The organism is Vibrio sp. Of14-4 (genome assembly GCF_022347625.1).
GTDB classification, from domain to species: Bacteria; Pseudomonadota; Gammaproteobacteria; order Enterobacterales; family Vibrionaceae; genus Vibrio; species Vibrio pristinus.
Genome location: NZ_JAKRGI010000002.1, coordinates 17,807 through 34,687, shown reverse-complemented (window position 1 = coordinate 34,687; position 16,881 = coordinate 17,807). Strand labels below are relative to the sequence as shown.

Annotated in this window: 13 protein-coding genes; 9 read left to right on the top strand and 4 right to left on the bottom strand. The window is 40.6% G+C overall.

Going from position 1 to position 16,881, the window contains the following annotated elements; genetic code table 11:
• Positions 1–49: 49 nt before the first annotated feature.
• Positions 50–1,054, bottom strand: coding sequence for a Gfo/Idh/MocA family oxidoreductase (locus MHN79_RS02380; RefSeq protein WP_239171556.1), 1,005 nt, complete (start codon positions 1,052–1,054; stop codon positions 50–52).
• A 422-nt stretch (positions 1,055–1,476) separates the two neighbouring features.
• On the opposite strand from MHN79_RS02380, the gene MHN79_RS02375 reads away from it, so the two are divergent.
• From MHN79_RS02375 to MHN79_RS02365, 3 genes are all read left to right on the top strand, one after another.
• Positions 1,477–2,526: a hypothetical protein gene (locus MHN79_RS02375; RefSeq protein ID WP_239171555.1), complete on the top strand. Its 1,050-nt coding sequence runs from the start codon at positions 1,477–1,479 to the stop codon at positions 2,524–2,526.
• A gap of 44 nt (positions 2,527–2,570) precedes the next feature.
• A complete protein-coding gene (locus tag MHN79_RS02370) occupies positions 2,571–3,599 on the top strand; it encodes a hypothetical protein (protein ID WP_239171554.1) in 1,029 nt (342 codons plus the stop codon).
• 209 nt (positions 3,600–3,808) lie between these two features.
• Positions 3,809–5,572, top strand: coding sequence for an ABC transporter transmembrane domain-containing protein (locus tag MHN79_RS02365; protein WP_239171779.1), 1,764 nt, complete (start codon positions 3,809–3,811; stop codon positions 5,570–5,572).
• Positions 5,573–5,631: 59 nt separating this feature from the next.
• Here the strand turns inward: MHN79_RS02365 and MHN79_RS02360 are convergent, their stop codons facing one another.
• Positions 5,632–6,393 carry a YdcF family protein gene (locus MHN79_RS02360; RefSeq protein ID WP_239171553.1) on the bottom strand — a complete coding sequence of 254 codons (762 nt, stop codon included), beginning with the start codon at positions 6,391–6,393 and terminating at the stop codon, positions 5,632–5,634.
• Positions 6,394–6,838: 445 nt separating this feature from the next.
• On the opposite strand from MHN79_RS02360, the gene MHN79_RS02355 reads away from it, so the two are divergent.
• Together MHN79_RS02355 and MHN79_RS02350 are read left to right on the top strand one after the other, a co-directional pair.
• Positions 6,839–8,434 (top strand): M91 family zinc metallopeptidase, encoded by a 1,596-nt coding sequence (locus MHN79_RS02355; RefSeq protein ID WP_239171552.1) that lies wholly within the window; start codon positions 6,839–6,841, stop codon positions 8,432–8,434.
• Positions 8,434–10,551: a hypothetical protein gene (locus tag MHN79_RS02350; RefSeq protein ID WP_239171551.1), complete on the top strand. Its 2,118-nt coding sequence runs from the start codon at positions 8,434–8,436 to the stop codon at positions 10,549–10,551. The genes MHN79_RS02355 and MHN79_RS02350 overlap by 1 nt, the downstream gene beginning before the upstream one ends.
• A gap of 85 nt (positions 10,552–10,636) precedes the next feature.
• On the opposite strand, the gene MHN79_RS02345 is transcribed toward MHN79_RS02350, so the two are convergent.
• On the bottom strand, positions 10,637–13,027 hold the full coding sequence (locus MHN79_RS02345) for a hypothetical protein (protein WP_239171550.1): 2,391 nt from the start codon (positions 13,025–13,027) through the stop codon (positions 10,637–10,639).
• A 462-nt stretch (positions 13,028–13,489) separates the two neighbouring features.
• On the opposite strand from MHN79_RS02345, the gene MHN79_RS02340 reads away from it, so the two are divergent.
• From MHN79_RS02340 to MHN79_RS02325, 4 genes are read left to right on the top strand one after another with little or no spacing between them, the layout of a single operon-like run.
• Positions 13,490–14,212, top strand: a complete 723-nt coding sequence (locus tag MHN79_RS02340; protein WP_239171549.1) for a hypothetical protein — start codon at positions 13,490–13,492, stop codon at positions 14,210–14,212.
• Positions 14,213–14,216: 4 nt separating this feature from the next.
• Positions 14,217–14,609, top strand: a complete 393-nt coding sequence (locus MHN79_RS02335) for an ester cyclase (protein ID WP_239171548.1) — start codon at positions 14,217–14,219, stop codon at positions 14,607–14,609.
• Between the two features lie 10 nt (positions 14,610–14,619).
• Complete coding sequence (locus MHN79_RS02330; RefSeq protein ID WP_239171547.1) at positions 14,620–15,297, top strand: iron-containing redox enzyme family protein; 678 nt, start codon at positions 14,620–14,622, stop codon at positions 15,295–15,297.
• Entirely contained in the window at positions 15,290–15,556 is a 267-nt protein-coding gene (locus tag MHN79_RS02325) for a 2Fe-2S iron-sulfur cluster-binding protein (RefSeq protein WP_239171546.1), read from the top strand. The genes MHN79_RS02330 and MHN79_RS02325 overlap by 8 nt, the downstream gene beginning before the upstream one ends.
• Positions 15,557–15,566: 10 nt before the next feature.
• Here the strand turns inward: MHN79_RS02325 and MHN79_RS02320 are convergent, their stop codons facing one another.
• Positions 15,567–16,700 carry a hypothetical protein gene (locus MHN79_RS02320; RefSeq protein WP_239171545.1) on the bottom strand — a complete coding sequence of 378 codons (1,134 nt, stop codon included), beginning with the start codon at positions 16,698–16,700 and terminating at the stop codon, positions 15,567–15,569.
• Between the last annotated feature and the right edge of the window lie 181 nt (positions 16,701–16,881).

Sequence of the window (16,881 nt, the reverse complement as noted above, 5' to 3'; positions counted from 1 at the left end):
AGTTCGCTTATCTTTAAGACAGAGAGGCGTTATAGCCTCTCTAAAGTTTTTAATCTGCTCTTGCTAAGAGTTTTCCCAACCCTTGGCCTCTTAGAGTTTGTTCCATAATATCGATAACTTTTCGACTTGTCTTAGCTGTAATTAGTGGCGAGCTGGTTTCATTATTGATAATTAATTCTGAGATATGAGTTGCTTCATGTTCAAAACCTCCCCCCATGATGGCAGGGGATATCACTCTGTGCTCCCCTTTGTAGAACACATCAATTTTGGTTGGGTTCCACCACTTTTCGTGGATGATAATCTTGATCTCTGGGCCTAGTATAATGGCACGGCGCTCTAAATTTTGAGTAATTGAAGCTTTAATATTACCCTTTATACCTTGTTTAAAGCTGAACTCGATAGTTTCATCGACCTCAGATTCTGGGTTGTCCTGCCAATAGTTGACTTTGGGAGGGAATACATCTGAGCCAGTCAGGTGACATATGTCAACATATAACCACAATGGGTATACTCCTACATCTAGAGTGGCTCCGCCGCACAAGTCGGGATTGAATATTTGTTGCTTGGTATCAAACTCGTGCCAGTTGCCGAAAGCTGCCTCAATCGATGTGATTTCGATGTGGTTTTGCCTGATAAATTGACGCAGACTCTGATACGCAGGGAAAGCAACTGACTTCATCGCGTCTATTAAGAGCACTTCCTTTTCAGAGGCTAGGCTCTGCATTTCATCCCAATCTTTTACTGTTGTAAAAGCGGGCTTTTCCACCAAGACGTGTTTGCCGGCACTTAAAAATAACTTGGCTATGTCATAATGAAAAGGATGGATGGTTGCGATGTAAACGGCGTCAACATTCGGATCGTTTGCCAGATCTTGATAAGAGGCGTAGGCTTTTTCTGCGTCGTAGTGTTCAGCAAACATTTGCGATCGTTTTTCTGATCGAGAAGCAACCGCGTATAAGTACCCATTTGCAACATACTTGGTTAGATCCTCGGCAAACCTGTGGGCTATTTTACCCAGTCCGGCAATCGCCCAACTAACTCTATATCCTGACATCTTTATTCCTTAAATCGCCTGATTATGGCCAATACTAGGGTTCTAATGGGTTTTGAGTCAATAGTGAAAGTTTCAAACTGATAACAAGACTGAGTTAGGTGAGAATGACACATAATGGTGCACTTTATGGGGATAGTTAGTTGATAAAAAGTCGATTCACTTAGCATTAAAACATGACATTTCGACATTAAATGATAATAGTAAATTTTAATGATGTGTATTTTGTGGGCTTAAATGAATAAAGAGTAAATATTAATACTGTTTTTTTAACTCGGTACAAAAGCGACTATCGGGGTTGTTGCATAAAAACCAACTGACAACTAACACTAAAAGACCAGCAAAGGCGTTTCGATGTTGTGAATTTTGCTCGTAACTAAATGGCAATCTACATCATATTCAGGACATAAAAGGTGCGCTTTATCATGAAGATAGTGGCAAATATCATCATATTGGTATTATCAGTAGTATTTTCTACCTTAGGCTATGCAGCGATAGGAAATTACCCTGTAATACTCATTCATGGTTTTCAGTCAGATCAATTACAGTCAAAACCCGATAGAGCTCAGGTCGAGAGAGATGGAGAAGATTCTTGGAAAGAATATTGGCTTCAATATGCCGATGCCCGTATAGATTGGCCTTCTCATGAGCGCATTGAAGGAAAAATTTCCAGTCAATATGTATGGCCCAAGTTACAAGAGCTGTCGCGTAATGGAGTTTGCCAGTCTGGATGTATCTTAGTCACCCACTCTGCAGGCGACCTTATCGCGCGCTACATACTCGACAATCAAGAGAACTGGCTGTTAAATGCGGGGCTTGAACCTCTTAATATTGTTGCAACCTATGATTTTGCAGGTGCGGGAGGAGGCTCCGAGCTTGCCGATATTATTATGAATGTTGTGGAAGGAGGTGGCCTAGCCAATCGTGCTATGCGTTACGCTATTTCGTTATGGCTTGGCGAGATACCCAATCAAACTAATACTGGCGTGCTCAATGATCTGAGGGTGTCTAATGCACGAAATATAGCGAGCTTGTCAGACAATCGGATTCCTAGGATTCGTTTTATAGGTAATGGTACAGAATACTACAAAGCAACGTCGGTATTTTTGCCAGGTAATGATGATGGAGTTGTTGCTGCACATTCTGCATGTGGGGCTCTCAGGGTCGGTAGTTTCAACAGTTGCTCGTCCAGTTTAGCGATGAATGGCAAAGTCGAACGACAGTCCAATGGAGTCTCAGAGTTTATGCCAGCTCATTATCCTGTGCTGATGGGAGATGGTTATAGTCATAGTGATGTGGTTGAAGCTGAGTACAAGGGTAAATTGACATCGAGTATCAATGAGATCTCTCTTGCTAATGGACAAAGTGTGGGAGTCGAAACCTATCAAGAAAGTAAATGGTGGCGAAATAAGTATCTCTACGTTGAGGGTTCAGATAGCAGAACCATGTCTGAAATCGTGGCCAACCTTCACTGATTTTTGGGGGTGGGAAACGTGTACCTATTTGTTGGACATTTGAGATGACTGCTTTGGTAAGAAAAATTGGCGTGCTGTCGGCTGTTGTTACTTTGGGTGGTGTATTGCTGTGGCTTGACATTGACTTGGGTGATGAAGCCGATATCGCTCAATCTAGTAGAGTGGTGGCTAAGACTGATGTTAGTCAGCTATCATTAGATATTGACTCAACCACCCCTCATCAAGCGATAGCAGTTAAAAATGTACAACTCAACTGGCACAATGTCGCATTTCGTCATGAAGATGAACTCAGTTTTCCGTCCTATTCCCAACCGATTAAAAATAGTGCGTATCAATATTGGAATCAGTTTATACCCATAGAGGTTCCTGTTTTAAATGGACAAACGACCGCAGCGCTAGTGGCTGAGAAGTTTCGCTACTTTTATCCTGAAGCGATTCAGGTGGAGTTAGTGAGCAATGAAGTGGTTCAAACAGCCACACTAGATGTAGTTGATATAAATACTCAGGTGTCCTTGGCTTCTTTGGATATTGATGATGGGAAGTGGCACATTATACCCTCTAAAACTTGGCCCCAAGAGTTGAGGTTGGTGGCCAGAATCGATTTCAGTAGAGGCTATGATGTTATTAGTGCTGATGTGCGTTTGTATCATTCTGTGGCGAGTATCGATTCGGTATCTCCGAGTTTCGCAAAAGGTCCAGATTTAGTGATCCCCGTTGATTTGGACATCAAGAAAGCAGGCATATTTCGTCTTAGGGCTAACTTGTATAAAACGGATGGTATTGCTTTAGCGTCCTTAGTTGAAAAAGAGCACTTGTTGGAAGGGTTACAGACAATAGAGCTTAAAGCATATAAACGAGTGTTGCCAAGTGGAAGATCCAATTATGAATTGGGCGATATCATTATAGAACGTATGTCGGGCTTCCCAGGAGAGAAGGCCATGTATGGTAATGCTAGCCCTGAACGTTTCCCACTAGGGAGTTTTGACACGGACTCCCTTACCGATGAAGCTTATCAAATGACAGACCATGAGCGCCAGCAGCTCAGATTCTTAAATCAATTGGCCGGTAACTAACTCTGTTCTGTTGTGCTAACTGTACAAACCTTTGCTTCAAATTGATTGGCTGGCGGTACTGAGCAGTGTTAATCTTTTGCTACAAGCCGAGCAAAAGACAAATCTGAGCTTTTAACCAAACTCCCAATTTATTAGGCGGTATTATGCGTGGCGCTCATCAGCCAGACTTGAATCAGTCAACTTCTCATCTTTCATCAAGCCGTTCAACCATGACTGAACGGCGTTCTTTGCATATATTGGTCGAGTTAATACAATTTATTCGTCCATATCGCTGGAAAGTTTCGGCTGCGTTACTGGCTTTAGTCATGACCGCATGCCTAACATTATCTGTTGGCCAAGGAATTCGACTACTTATTGATCAGGGTTTTGCCCAGCAATCTGGAGAAGCACTAAATGTGGCCATCGGTTTTATTCTATTGGTCACGTCATTGATTTCACTCGGTACATTCTTTCGTTTTTACCTAGTGTCTAGTGTTGGGGAGAGAGTGAGTGCAGACATACGTCTCGCGGTATTTAATCATGTTATAACACTGCATCCTAGTTACTTTGAAACTCACGGAAGCGGCGACATAATGGCCAGAATAACAACAGATACCACATTGCTGCAAAGTATCATTGGGTCATCACTTTCAATGGCTATGCGTAGTGCTCTTATGTGCTTAGGCGCCATTATTATGTTGTTTGCGACCAATATTAAGTTAACTCTGATTGTTCTGATCTCTGTCCCTGTTATCATTCTACCTATTCTTGTTTACGGTAAGCGAGTTAGAAGACTTTCTCGACAAAGTCAGGACTCTATTGCTGATGTCGGAAGCTATGCAGGTGAAGCGATAGAGCAGATTAAAACAGTTCAAAGTTATGGAAGGCAGAATTTAGAAAGTCATGCTTTCGCTATCGAAGTAGAACAAGCCTATGATATCGGTCGCCGCAGAGTGAAACAAAGGGCCATTCTTATCTCAGGTGTTATCTTAATTGTATTCAGTGCTATTGCAGGTATGCTATGGGTGGGTGGCAACGATGTGATCAATGGCACTATTTCAGGTGGAGACCTAGCAGCGTTTGTTTTCTATTCGGTTATGGTCGCATCGTCGTTGGCAAACATATCCGAAGTGATGGGCGAGCTGCAAAGAGCCGCGGGAGCAACGGAGAGATTGATTGAACTTCTTCAAGTTGAGAGCCAAATTACCTTCCCGAGTAAGCCCCCAACGAATGTAGCTTGCTTATCTACCGAGCTTAGATTTGATGATGTCACTTTTTCTTATCCATCGAGACCGGAACAACCTGCTATTGAAAAGCTAACGCTAACGGTAAAGAAAGGTCAGGTAGTGGCGCTAGTAGGGCATTCAGGGGCAGGAAAGACAACATTATTTGAATTATTACAGAGGTTCTATGATCCGCAGTATGGTTCAATAACACTTGGCGGTACCGATATTCGTGATTTGGATCTTAACGCTTTACGTCAAAAAATGGCGATTGTTCCTCAACAGCCCGCTTTGTTTAGTCAAGATGTATTTTATAACATTCGGTATGGTAAGCCGGACGCTACGGATGAAGAAGTGATTAATGCAGCGAAAAAAGCGCATGCGCATGATTTTATCCTTAAATTACCTGATGGCTATAATAGCTTCCTTGGTGAGCGAGGCGTTCGTCTTTCTGGTGGGCAACGTCAGCGTCTCGCAATAGCACGAGCTATTCTTAAGGATCCAGAGATACTACTACTTGATGAAGCAACCAGTGCACTAGATAGTGAGAGTGAACACCATATTCAACAGGCGCTTGATGCTTTGATGCAAAATAGAACAACGGTCATTATTGCTCATCGACTATCGACTATTCAACATGCTGACCAGATAGCGGTGTTAGAGCAGGGTAAATTAGTCGATATTGCCGACCATAAGCAGCTACTTAATCGCTGTGAGTTGTATCAGCGGCTGGTCGCCCTACAGTTTAATTCAGTCAATGAGTCGGCGTAGAGTGTTTAAAAAAGCGAGCTTCATTTGCTAGCGTATTATAGGCAAGTGACAGATATACGCTATACATCACCTGGCTGTTCTTGAGTGGCGTTCCATCCCATGAAATTGTACCAATGATAACGAGCTATACCGGTATATTCATGTAGCGCAAAATCAGTAACGGCGAAGTTGTACCAAAGCGGTATGGTAGAAACCCTTGCGTCCATATAATCAGCCCTTACAGGCAACGTGTTAACCCCGAAGTGCTTAAAGTAGAGCTGACTTCGTTTCATATGTAAGCCAGAAGAGACTAACACCACAGTTTCTGTTTGTTGTTGGTTAAGAAGTACTGAAGTGAACTGAGCATTTTTCCAAGTGTTGACGCTGTCCGCTTCCAAAATGATGTCTTGTACAGGGATGTCGAGTCTTAATAGTTCTTTTTTATAGATATCAGCTTCAGTAACACCGTTTCCTTGTGCATCCCCACCGCTAATGATGATCTTACATATTGAATCTTGTACGGCGCAGTCGTAGTATTGTGCTGCAGTTTCATGTATTCGTCCAAAGGAAAAGAAGCTTGGTTCAAAGTTATTACTTCTTTCAATAAATTGTGTACCAGCACCGAGTAAAACGATGGCATTATTGTCCGACCATTTTACTTTATGTTTTACCTGATACTGTTCTTGTAATGTAGACAGTAAATAGCTAGGAATAATACCTGTTCCTATAAGGAAAAATAGAGAAGAAAACATCAGTAATGAAATAAAAAATATTTTTCTCCATTTTAAAGCTTTGGCTGTAAATAAAAATATTAGCAATAAAGAAAAAATAACAAAACTCATACATACCCTTTAGTTAACAATTACCCACCCAATGAAACTAATACTCATAAGTATACCTGAAATTAGCCTTTTATGTATGTATAAATTTTAATACTACCATAATTTATTATTGACAAAAATACCATTAATTATCAGTGCTTTATTAGATTAAATAGTGTACTAAAAGCCTTAATATTTGCATGTTTATTACGTTTTTTGATTTTAAAATGATCAAGGTCAAATTTTCATGGCTATTTTTAAAGCAAAATACATATAATGTTTACTATGCCTATTAGATAGATTAAAAAGTATCATATAAGAAAATACGAAAAAAATTAAAAGTCATTATCTTAAATCTGGTTATTAATACTGTGGATATTTTATTATTTGTCTTAATAAATTGTTATCTATCAACTATTAATATCCTTGAAATATATATAGATAATAAAATAAAGAGACATATAAGATGCGAGTGTTACTTACCACTTTATTATTTTTTTATTCGGTTAATTCATTAGCTACATTATATTATGGTCCGCCAGATGGCAAAAATATAATCGATATTGGTGATTCTAAAGGCTATCTATTTAAAATTGAAAAGGGTATCTATGTACAAAGTTCATCCCAAGACTATATTGCTAATATAGCAAGGTTGCTTGAGCAGATTAAAAGCACTTCCACGGGCAGGTCTTTACTAAACCAGGTCTCACATTACCATCCGTTACCTTTACCAAACCAGCTAAGAGCCCTGCCATACTCTAGGGAAGCGGCTCCTGAAAGTGTGCTGAAGAATATCCATGTCGTGATAACGGAGGGAACCGAAAGTAAAAGCTTTGTTACTGAGCCTCTTATCGCGGATGCTTCTTATATGGCTAATCAATCAAATGGGCTTGGAGTGCCAGCGCGTATTTACTTTAATCCTAATGTAGAAGTTGTTATTCCTGGTTCGACAGAAACAATCAGGCCTTCTGTCGCGTTAGGCCATGAGCTGGTACATGCTCGAGATTACCTTTCCGGCGGTTTACCCACTGGAGTACGTGCTGTGTCACATGTTGCGCCTATCGATGGCGTAGATGAACAAGGGGTGAGTTTTAGGCAGGGTGAACGTGTTGAATTTCAGCTCGCACGTAAAGAATTTGAAGCGACAGGCATTGCTTATCGAAATAAGGAAGCAGCCGCAGAAATAAAAAAGCCTACTATTACACGTCAACGTTCAATAGAGCGCCGAGAAAGTTATGGTGAGCTTTGGTATCAAGCCAAGAAGCAAGGACAAGTCTCACAAGCTGATTACAAAGAGGTAAAAACGAACCTTGCTCTACTGAAAAAGGAAAAACCTGTAACAGAATATCATTTGGCCAAGGAATTAGGAGTGCCTACTCGAGATATGTACTGGCCGAGTAGTATGCTTCCTTACCAGCATGTTGATTCACCTAGCCTAGGTAGTCGCAGTACGTCTATGCTTCGTCGACGTCCCGGAAAAGTCAGTGCTTTGGCAGAACGCACCCATACAACCACATCTTACTTAGATAACTCTGATAGCCCGTTAGTGGTAATGAGCTCGAGTGTGTTTGGAGACCACAACACTAGCCCTAGGCTTAACCGAGATGTAAAGAATGTCATTGATATCGCCCAAGCAACAGACAGTGATCTCATTATTCTTGAAGGTGATGAGTTTAGACGCCTCTCCTACGGCAAAAAAAGGTTTGTGCGTGAACTACAGCAAAAGGCGATTGCCAGTGCAGCGAACAATCCTAACGTTGAGGTGAAGTTTGTGTCGATTGGTACAAATGAGGTCGTGGGAGAAGGGCTTACAACGCTTAGCCAAGCGAGCAATATTGCTTTATTTGCCCCGAATAACGAAATTAATGCGATTAAGCTGGCTGAGCATATTTCAGAGCAAGGCACTTCACTTATGGTCAATCATACCAGTGAGCTTGCGTCCCATGCCAGAATACATCCGTTTCAGTTAAAACAGGCATGGGCAGACCTTGCTCTGAAGCAGGACGTCACTCTTTTGTCAGAAAAACCGCTTCCTCAGTTGAAAAAATGCTGGAGTTTGTAATGAGATACCGATACTACCTAACGGCACTATTGTCTTTTTTCTTATTTCAGGCTCAGGCAGGCCAACGATGTGATCTATTGAGTAGCCAAATAGAGCAGGAAGAAACTTGGCTGTCTAGGCTTGATACCGAGTTTTCATCGAGTTTACAAAATGCTCAGTCGCTTTCTGCGATTGAACAAATCCCGAGTTTGGTTTTTCCAGAGGACAACACTCTGTCAGGAAGTCGGGCTTGGTCCGGTCTAGCTGTTGCCATTAGTGAGAATACCCAAGCTGTAGGCACGGCATCCAATACAAGGAAGAGTCAGTTTCAACGTCTTGCACAGCGTACTTTGAGTCGGCAACTGCTACACGGCGTGGCGGAAGGTCTATCTGCAGGTCTTGATGTCATTACTTTAATCCCTTGGTATGACAGATTAGTCAGAACTATGTGGGATGATTCAGCAACAGCACTAGACAGGCTTGCGGTGACCTTAGAGCCGATTCCTTTTATTGGCTTTGCTGTTAGCTATTACGATACTCTCTCTCATATGGACAGCCCTCAAAAGCGCCTTGAGCGATTTGCCAGCTTAGGTCACTATACGTATGCCAACGATAATCCTGAAACCCTCATTAATAGAGCGACAGCAACTCATGTATACCAGCAGTATCAGCAGCTGAAGAACCATACTAACGAGCTTGCGAAAAGGATTATCAGTGTACATATGCTGCATTACGATGCGACATTCAGTGCAAAGGTACTTGAAATTGAAAAAGTGTTAGATGACACCTTCGCCCAAATGGATTCCGAATACATGCATCTTATGCTCAATCACTATAACTCGACTGATCACTTAACTCATGATTTTGGAGAGCGAGCGTGTATCAATGAACGCCATTTGATCGAAAGCAACTTACAATCGAATATGAGTACCAGCTTAACCGAAACTCAACGACTGAGGGATTGCACTTATCAATCTTTGATTCAGAACTTAATGGTTATTGGTGTAGGAAGAAGCCAACTAAATGAGCAAGCGAGAAGCGATTTTTTTGCCTATAAAACAAAAATGGTCGATCAGGCTATGGCTCATATATCAAGTTGGCGACGAGTTTTACTGGAGCAGCAAAAAGCCGCAATCGATGAGGCTATTCAGTCAGTTATCGCCAGTGATGATCTTCTTATTTACCATCAGAGCCTATATCAAAGAGCAAGAAGCATAGCAATCAACAACTTTTCACTGCAAATCATGCAGCGCCCTGCAACAGTTCAGGAATTAGCAACGGGTCGATTTATGGTGGACGAAGGACAGCTGGTGTGTGGAATATATAGCTGCAATGTTTACCAAGGTCGAGAGGTGTTATTTGATGAAACTAAAGATCCTCTGCTCAAAAGATTAAATCAACCTCTAGTGACAATTGATACTCAAGACTATCTTGAGCAGCACTACAGGTATGCTTGGTCGGAAGCCGAGCTTGATGAGCCTTACCTAAACCTGTGGACACAATGGCAGCATAGAAATGAAGATCGTTATTATGCGTTACCCTATTTAGGCAACCCATCTCTGCAGATCATTGAAAAGGATATGCCATTGCTAATTGATGTGCTTGAAGGGATCCCTGAGAGCTTGACTGCTCAGCAAGCATTACCTTATATGTACCGCTCGATAAGAGAAATTATTTCTAGTATGGATACGCATAAAGCTTGGGTGATGCTCGGAGATTTTGTTTTTCGCTTTCAATATGAGTTGCGACAACAACAGAAGTTACACTTCCTACCCGTATCTTGGCAGCAACGTATTTGGCCTAGTAGTCTTTATGGCCCCATGTATAACGCTTATCTTAGTAAGCCATATTGGTACCTATCTTCTCAGTCTTGGGCTCAATCTTTGCCTCACTACGACGAACGTTTCCCCGTAGACTGGTTTTTACAAATGGGGCAAGGCCATCGAACTTATCTCACTGAATCGGTTAATAGAGATACCTATCTTAGCGACAAGTATTGGCATGATGTGAGTGCTCAACTCTATGCGGTGTTAAATATTCCGGCAATGCGCTGGAGGCCATTTGAGCATTTAGTCTTGATGGATATATGGTCTCAGGTGATAGAGAATGAGGCTCTGATTGCGGCAAGTCAAAGTTAACCTTGTTTTAAGCTTGAAAGCTCCGTGATCATAAACGGAGCTTGTCAGTAGATTACTGAAACTGGATGTGAACCTATGTTTACTACTATTGTGAAGAGTCTTTTTGCTTGTTTTGAAGCACTTTTCTCTGTAAATGTAATGCCTTAGCAATTTTGCTTTTGTTGCTGAGCGCTTTTGAACGCTCAGCTTTGAACGGTTTTTTTGTCCAGGTTGCTTTATGTAGCTTTTCTGTTTTTACAAATTGGCTAATCAGCAATAGATTCAAAGCCTCAAGAGTGTTAGCGAAAATGTCTTCATACTGTTTGTCTTCCGCTTCTTCTACCGCTTTCTTATAGGCCCGCATATGATCAAAAAATTCGGTTTCTGTTATTAGAGAGCGGCCTTCTTTTTGTGCCTCTTGCAGTAGCGTATGTGCTTGATGGTTCACGGCACTATCGGTATCGCTCATTTTAACCAACATTTGTTGAAAACTGGCTTGGTGTAATTGTACAAATTCATTCCAAGGGTTTTCTTTTGAGGTAAGATCTTTGCCCGCATCTTTATACAGTTTATTAAATCTGACTAGGCTGTATATAAGATCGTTAGGGTCTATATCTTCCCCGACCACTTTTTGCTGCCTTTGTTGATAGCGTAAGTTGGCATCGAGTGAATAGCCAGCTCCCGTTTGAAGGCTACCGGTTGTGCTTGTTACTATATCGCTCCCCACATAGTAGCGAGTGAACTGGCGCTGCACTTGGTCATTAAATGCGAGCTGTTTAGCATCAGGCTTAAACCAGCGTTTCTGTATGGTAACTAACCCTGTCAGGTCGAGTTGTAATAGGGTTTTTATGCTAACAATAGAGTCAAGCTGATGGCTGGCCAGTGCATCAGAAAGTTGCTGTTGCAGCTTAGGAACCTGCAGTAGCTCTGTTAAATTGGTGCTTGCTGACAGTGTAATGTTGACATCTCTGTAGTCGCCGCATCGAACTCGACTAGGATGGATAAAGTGTCGTTCGCGTTCATGAATGGTAAGAGCTATTGGGCCAACTTGCACTTTGGCGGTTTGGTTGATGTCTTTTTTGGTCTCCATGACATGTTGTCTGACTTTGGTCAGTCGATTAAGTCGAGTTTGAGAGTAGTTAAAGTCAACGTTTTGTAGCGCTTGCTTTACGCGGTCTGCAAGGCGAGAAAAATCGTTTTCTGAATGTTTTGAAGACGGGGACAACTCTGGAGCAGAAGCATTCAGCCATGCATGGCACAAATGGAAAAATTGCAATTGTTGATGGCGACCAATATTGCCATATTTATCTTCTAATCTGTGCTTATTGCATTCATGCGATGCATTCCATCGAGTGGATGACTTGAGATAATCATGTTTTTTGACGCTGCTTGAGTAATCTATGATGTCTCTTTCTAACTGCTCAGAAAAGGCGATCCATTCCTTCGGCTGTTTGGTATCGGGCAAAAAAGCGTTGAGAAAAGGCGCAACTTGAGTGATTTTTTCTGGCTTTGTTAGATGCTGGGTAAGGTCTTCATACATTGTCTCAACGGTGCTTTCTTTGCTTTTCGAAGCTTGCACTGCGGCTTGAGCTCCGAGTGTATAATGAGGACTAATCGCAAACTTTGCTGTTGCATTTACCTCGCCCTCCGAGGTTCGCCTATTTTTGATACCATGCTTATATGTTTTCTTCTGCTCTGGTCGAATTGACTGATATAGGTGATCGAACTTCTTGTCATCTAAGTTGGTCAGATGCTCAGAGAGAAGAGGGACCACAGTGTCTCTAGCATTCAGGGCTTTTTGCTGCTGCTGTATCAGTTTAGATGAGGATTTTTTTGCTAGATACTGAGAAAGCTCGGTGTGATTGGTAAATTTTTTGTATTTAGTTTGAGTCGTTGAAAACTGAGTTTGAGCGCCTGCACCTAGCTCAACATTATCACCTATTTTAAAAGACAGGCCTGTCCACAGCCTAGCCATAACACGTTGAACTTTGTTGACTCGCACTGAGCCTTCATCATTATTATCTAGGCGACGGCCAGACTCGAAGCCTAATGTTTTACTCAATACTTTCGCGCCGCTTGCATCAACACTACCAGTGATATTAATGCCCGTGGAGGTTTGCTGCCTAGCGCCCACTTTGCCCAAAAAAGCCGTTTCTTTAAGGTACGTTTCAGCTCGTGATTTATGATCTTCTACTAATTTGTCAATCGTACTTAATCGCCCGAGCTCTTTGTTTAATAATCGAGCCTCTTTTAAATTGATGTTGTCGCTTATAACGCTATCTTTGCCAACCTGATGAAGCTTTAGCGTCCTCACTTGATGCGATATATCTTTCTTCAGCCGCGCCAGCTTGATATTGTTAGCGTCAATTTTTCTATTTTTAATATGAACAATACACTGGGCTAGGCTTGGCAACTTGTATGATTGCACATGTTCGCTAATCGAGCGAAGAGTAGGAAGATGAGTATCAATGTTCTGCATTTGTAAAACTGTTGTCATAAGTTGTTGGCATGTAAGCTAAACCCCGAATATTTCGTTTTTATGAATATATTGTCGTATGTGTGTTTTTTGTACGTTATAGATTTACTTGGTGCCAACATTAGTCATTCAAATGTTGGCAGAAGATCACAAGACTCTCATTAGTAAAATTTATAATTGCGGTCTCTATATCATAACTTATGAAAAATATGAGTCGCTGTGCTTGTTATTGCCTTTAGCTTAAAAAGTACTGCTTATCTCTATTTCTGGTCACCAGTATTCATAGGTGCTACTGTTTGAAATATTTAATTAAACAGGCTATTAGTCTACCATTACATTATAAATCTATTACTTTATATGTTGTTTTATTTGGGGAAGATCATAAATAAAAATAAATGTAAATAATATTAAGATCTATAGTTTGACATGAAAGTAACAAGAACTAGTATCAATTTATTAAGTACTAAGAAACGAGGATTTTAAATGGGAGCAAAAATTGAGTTAGACTTTTCATTAAAAAATTCTATGTTTAATGAAATTAATAAGCAATGTCAAAGATTAGATTACTTTGTAAAAAATACTTTTAAAGATAAGGATGTAGAAATAAGATTGTTAAATAATAATCAAGATCTGGAGGAATTATCAGATTTAAGAAAGAAAGTTTATTCAGAGAAAAATGAATCTGTTTTTCATGGATATAAAGAAAAATTATTTTTGGATGAATATGATATAGACTCTTATATATTTTCTTTTTTCTCAGAAGGAAAAATGACAGCAAGTCAAAGAGTACGCTTTTATCCTTTTGAAGTAGGTCACTATATTAATGAGAATGATATAACAGCCTTTTTAGGAGAAGGTTTGGAAAATGATTATATTGAGTATTCTAGATTAGTCGTTGATAACACTCAGGGGATCAGAAGTCGTATGGTCGCGCATTGCTTGGCGCTTGTTTCCTCGACGTCCATCATACTCTCGACAGGTATTCGAAATGCTATTACATACACTAAGCCTAGAATGTCCCGTAAGAATATTAGCTTTAGTAACGATACGTTAGAGTTCTATATTAAGGAAAGAGATCATAACTACTTACTATTTAAAGTAGATATGTTTCAAGACATGATAAAACGTCTGAATTTGGATGTTGAGAGCGAAGAAGAAGCGATAGACATTCTGGATGAAAGAGTGAACAACAAGCAGAGTATCTAAATTTATGAAAGAGAATATTGCCTTGGTACAAGACTTTTACACCGATGTTTTTATAAATAGAGATTTTTCTAGATGTAAAGAATATATGGATGAAAATTATATTAACAATAGCAATTTTGTTGATAATGGAAGAGATGGGTTTATAGAGTACTTTAGTAATTATAGTAAGAAGTTTCCTAACGGTTCAGCTTCTATAGAAAAGATACTTTCAAGTGATGATCATGTATTTGTCTATGCAAATCATTGGACTAAATTATTAGGTATAACACTAAAGTACAAAGCTATAGATATTTATGAAATAAAAAATAATAAAATAAAAGAGCATTGGGACTCTGTTGAAGGATTAAATGGAATATCAATATTCATATTTATGATTAAACGTGTATTTGGGTTATAAGGATTGAATAATGTCTAACTTAATTAATGAGTTAAAAGAAATATGTGATTATGAATGGAGTAAAATAAAGCGAGGGCAATTCTTTAAGCTAGCAATGGAAATGGATAATCCAGATCTCTATGTTCTTGCTATGGTACAAGTGTATCACTACACCAAGTATAATTCTCTAAATCAAGCTTCGGCGGTATTTCCAGAAAGCTATAAGAATATTGGTTTGATCCATTTTGCCTTGAAACATGCAATGGAGGAACTAGGTCACGAAAATATGGCGGCTCATGACTTGAAATCACTTGGGTTCAATGAAGATGTTCTCAAGTCACCGCCATTGCCAGCGACGGCAGCACTCAGTGGATATCTAGATAGTGTTGCGATGAAATTGGGTGTCGCAGCTCGCCTTGGCTACAGTTTTTGGGCTGAAGATAGTTATGAACATCTGCAGCCGCTGTTAGAAGTATGTAAAAGCAGGCTGGGCTTGAGAGATGACCAAATGACCTTCTTTATTGCCCATGCGGAAATTGATGCCCAACATGCCAAAGATGTGGAGATGGCGATCGCTAAGTGGGTGACATCAGATATCGATAGGGAAAACATTAAGCAGGTAGCGAGAGTGACATTAAATCTTACGGGTAAAATACTTGAGGATGTTGCCGAGCAGTATCTTGAAAGGCAATCGAATAATAATGCCTAAACATACCATTAAAGTGAACGGTGAGTTGATTGATTGTGCGCATAACCAAGGCCTTTCTTTGCTAAGCCAATTAGAGCAGGTTGGCTATTGTATACCCAGAGGTTGTGGTATTGGTTGCTGTGGCGTGTGTAAGCTCAGGCTTAACAAAGGTCAAGTGGTTATGGATCACAAAGGTGGCATATCAGACCAAGATATTGAGCAGGGCTATATATTGCCCTGCTGCTCTTATCCTACCGAAGATATAGAGATTCTTGTCTAGCCGCGATCTTTTAATATACTGTTTGTGGTAACGTGGTTGACATGTTGTTGCCAATCCCTAACTGCCCGTGAACGTTGTCTCCCCAGCATTTCATCACCCCGTTGGTTAGCAAAGCGCATGAGTGGTAGGCACCTAAAGAAATACTGTGGGTATCGCTGCCTAGAGATACGCCGACAGGAGTCGAACGATTGATCGTATCGCCGATACCCAATTGTCCATATTGGTTATTGCCCCAGCAAGACAGACTTGAATCAGAAAGGATTGCACAGGCATGATGATCACCTACCTCAATATCAATAGCTGCCAGAGGGAGGGTGACCGTTTGAGGAAGAGGAGAGTTGAGGTTACTTCCAATCCCAATTTGTCCATATTGATTGTTCCCCCAACACAGTACCCGACCATTTTCATTGAGTGCACAGCTAAATACTTTGCCCGAAGACACTTTTAAAACCCTATTTTGAGTTTCAACTAACTGTGGAATCAAGTACGAGTTTGTATCTTGCAGGTGCCAAGGCGGAAACCCTATACCGAGCTGGCCAAAATAGTTGTTCCCCCAACATTTCACCTGCCCAAGGTTATTGACTAAACATGAGAAATTGCTGCCGGTTTCTACCTGTAAGACGCCTTCTTGATTGAATACACTTGCAGGATGTAGCCTTGGGTTTGTTGAGCCAGTACCAAGTTGGCCAAAAAAGTTTTCGCCCCAGCATTTTGCTGTGTTGTTAGCGAGTGTATAACAGGCATGTTCTTCATTAATGCTTATCGCACTGGGTATATCTTCAAGATTTAAGTTAGTAGGTGCAATAAGTCGGTGTAAGTGATTTCTGAGAAGGTGCCGGCTATTGCTTCCCCAACACTTTACCGAGCCACTTTGCAAGATAGCGCAAGTATGTGCACCTCCCAAGTGCACCGAATCTATAGGGTATCTTATGTTAACGCTTTGTGGAGTGTTAAAGGTGTGTGCATTTGAAATGGCAAGGCCAAGCTCACCTGAATAGTTATTTCCCCAGCAATGTAATTGGCCGTAGGTGGAAATTGCGCAGCTATGGCTGCTGCCTAAATCCATGGACTGCCAAGTTCTTGGCTCTTGAGCCTGTGCCGATGCTATTAAAACAATCGATATGAGTATTAAACCAACTTTCATTAAAACCTCAAATTATAATATTAGTAATCGCCAATTATGCGGCAGGTTTATATTATACTGGTTGCTTAAAGCAATAAACATAGATTCGCTTGTTATTTAAATGAACTTTATTGGTCTATTTTGTTGAATGATATATTTATACCAAGGCTAACGATGGCTGTGTTCTCATAAAGCTTAGTCT

Bases quoted from the DNA above. Each gene is read 5' to 3' on its own strand.
- MHN79_RS02380 (WP_239171556.1), bottom strand. From the start codon at position 1,054: ATGTCAGGATATAGAGTTAGTTGGGCGATTGCCGGACTGGGTAAAATA.
- MHN79_RS02375 (WP_239171555.1), top strand. From the start codon at position 1,477: ATGAAGATAGTGGCAAATATCATCATATTGGTATTATCAGTAGTATTT.
- MHN79_RS02370 (WP_239171554.1), top strand. From the start codon at position 2,571: ATGACTGCTTTGGTAAGAAAAATTGGCGTGCTGTCGGCTGTTGTTACT.
- MHN79_RS02365 (WP_239171779.1), top strand. From the start codon at position 3,809: ATGACTGAACGGCGTTCTTTGCATATATTGGTCGAGTTAATACAATTT.
- MHN79_RS02360 (WP_239171553.1), bottom strand. From the start codon at position 6,393: ATGAGTTTTGTTATTTTTTCTTTATTGCTAATATTTTTATTTACAGCC.
- MHN79_RS02355 (WP_239171552.1), top strand. From the start codon at position 6,839: ATGCGAGTGTTACTTACCACTTTATTATTTTTTTATTCGGTTAATTCA.
- MHN79_RS02350 (WP_239171551.1), top strand. From the start codon at position 8,434: ATGAGATACCGATACTACCTAACGGCACTATTGTCTTTTTTCTTATTT.
- MHN79_RS02345 (WP_239171550.1), bottom strand. From the start codon at position 13,027: ATGACAACAGTTTTACAAATGCAGAACATTGATACTCATCTTCCTACT.
- MHN79_RS02340 (WP_239171549.1), top strand. From the start codon at position 13,490: ATGGGAGCAAAAATTGAGTTAGACTTTTCATTAAAAAATTCTATGTTT.
- MHN79_RS02335 (WP_239171548.1), top strand. From the start codon at position 14,217: ATGAAAGAGAATATTGCCTTGGTACAAGACTTTTACACCGATGTTTTT.
- MHN79_RS02330 (WP_239171547.1), top strand. From the start codon at position 14,620: ATGTCTAACTTAATTAATGAGTTAAAAGAAATATGTGATTATGAATGG.
- MHN79_RS02325 (WP_239171546.1), top strand. From the start codon at position 15,290: ATGCCTAAACATACCATTAAAGTGAACGGTGAGTTGATTGATTGTGCG.
- MHN79_RS02320 (WP_239171545.1), bottom strand. From the start codon at position 16,700: ATGAAAGTTGGTTTAATACTCATATCGATTGTTTTAATAGCATCGGCA.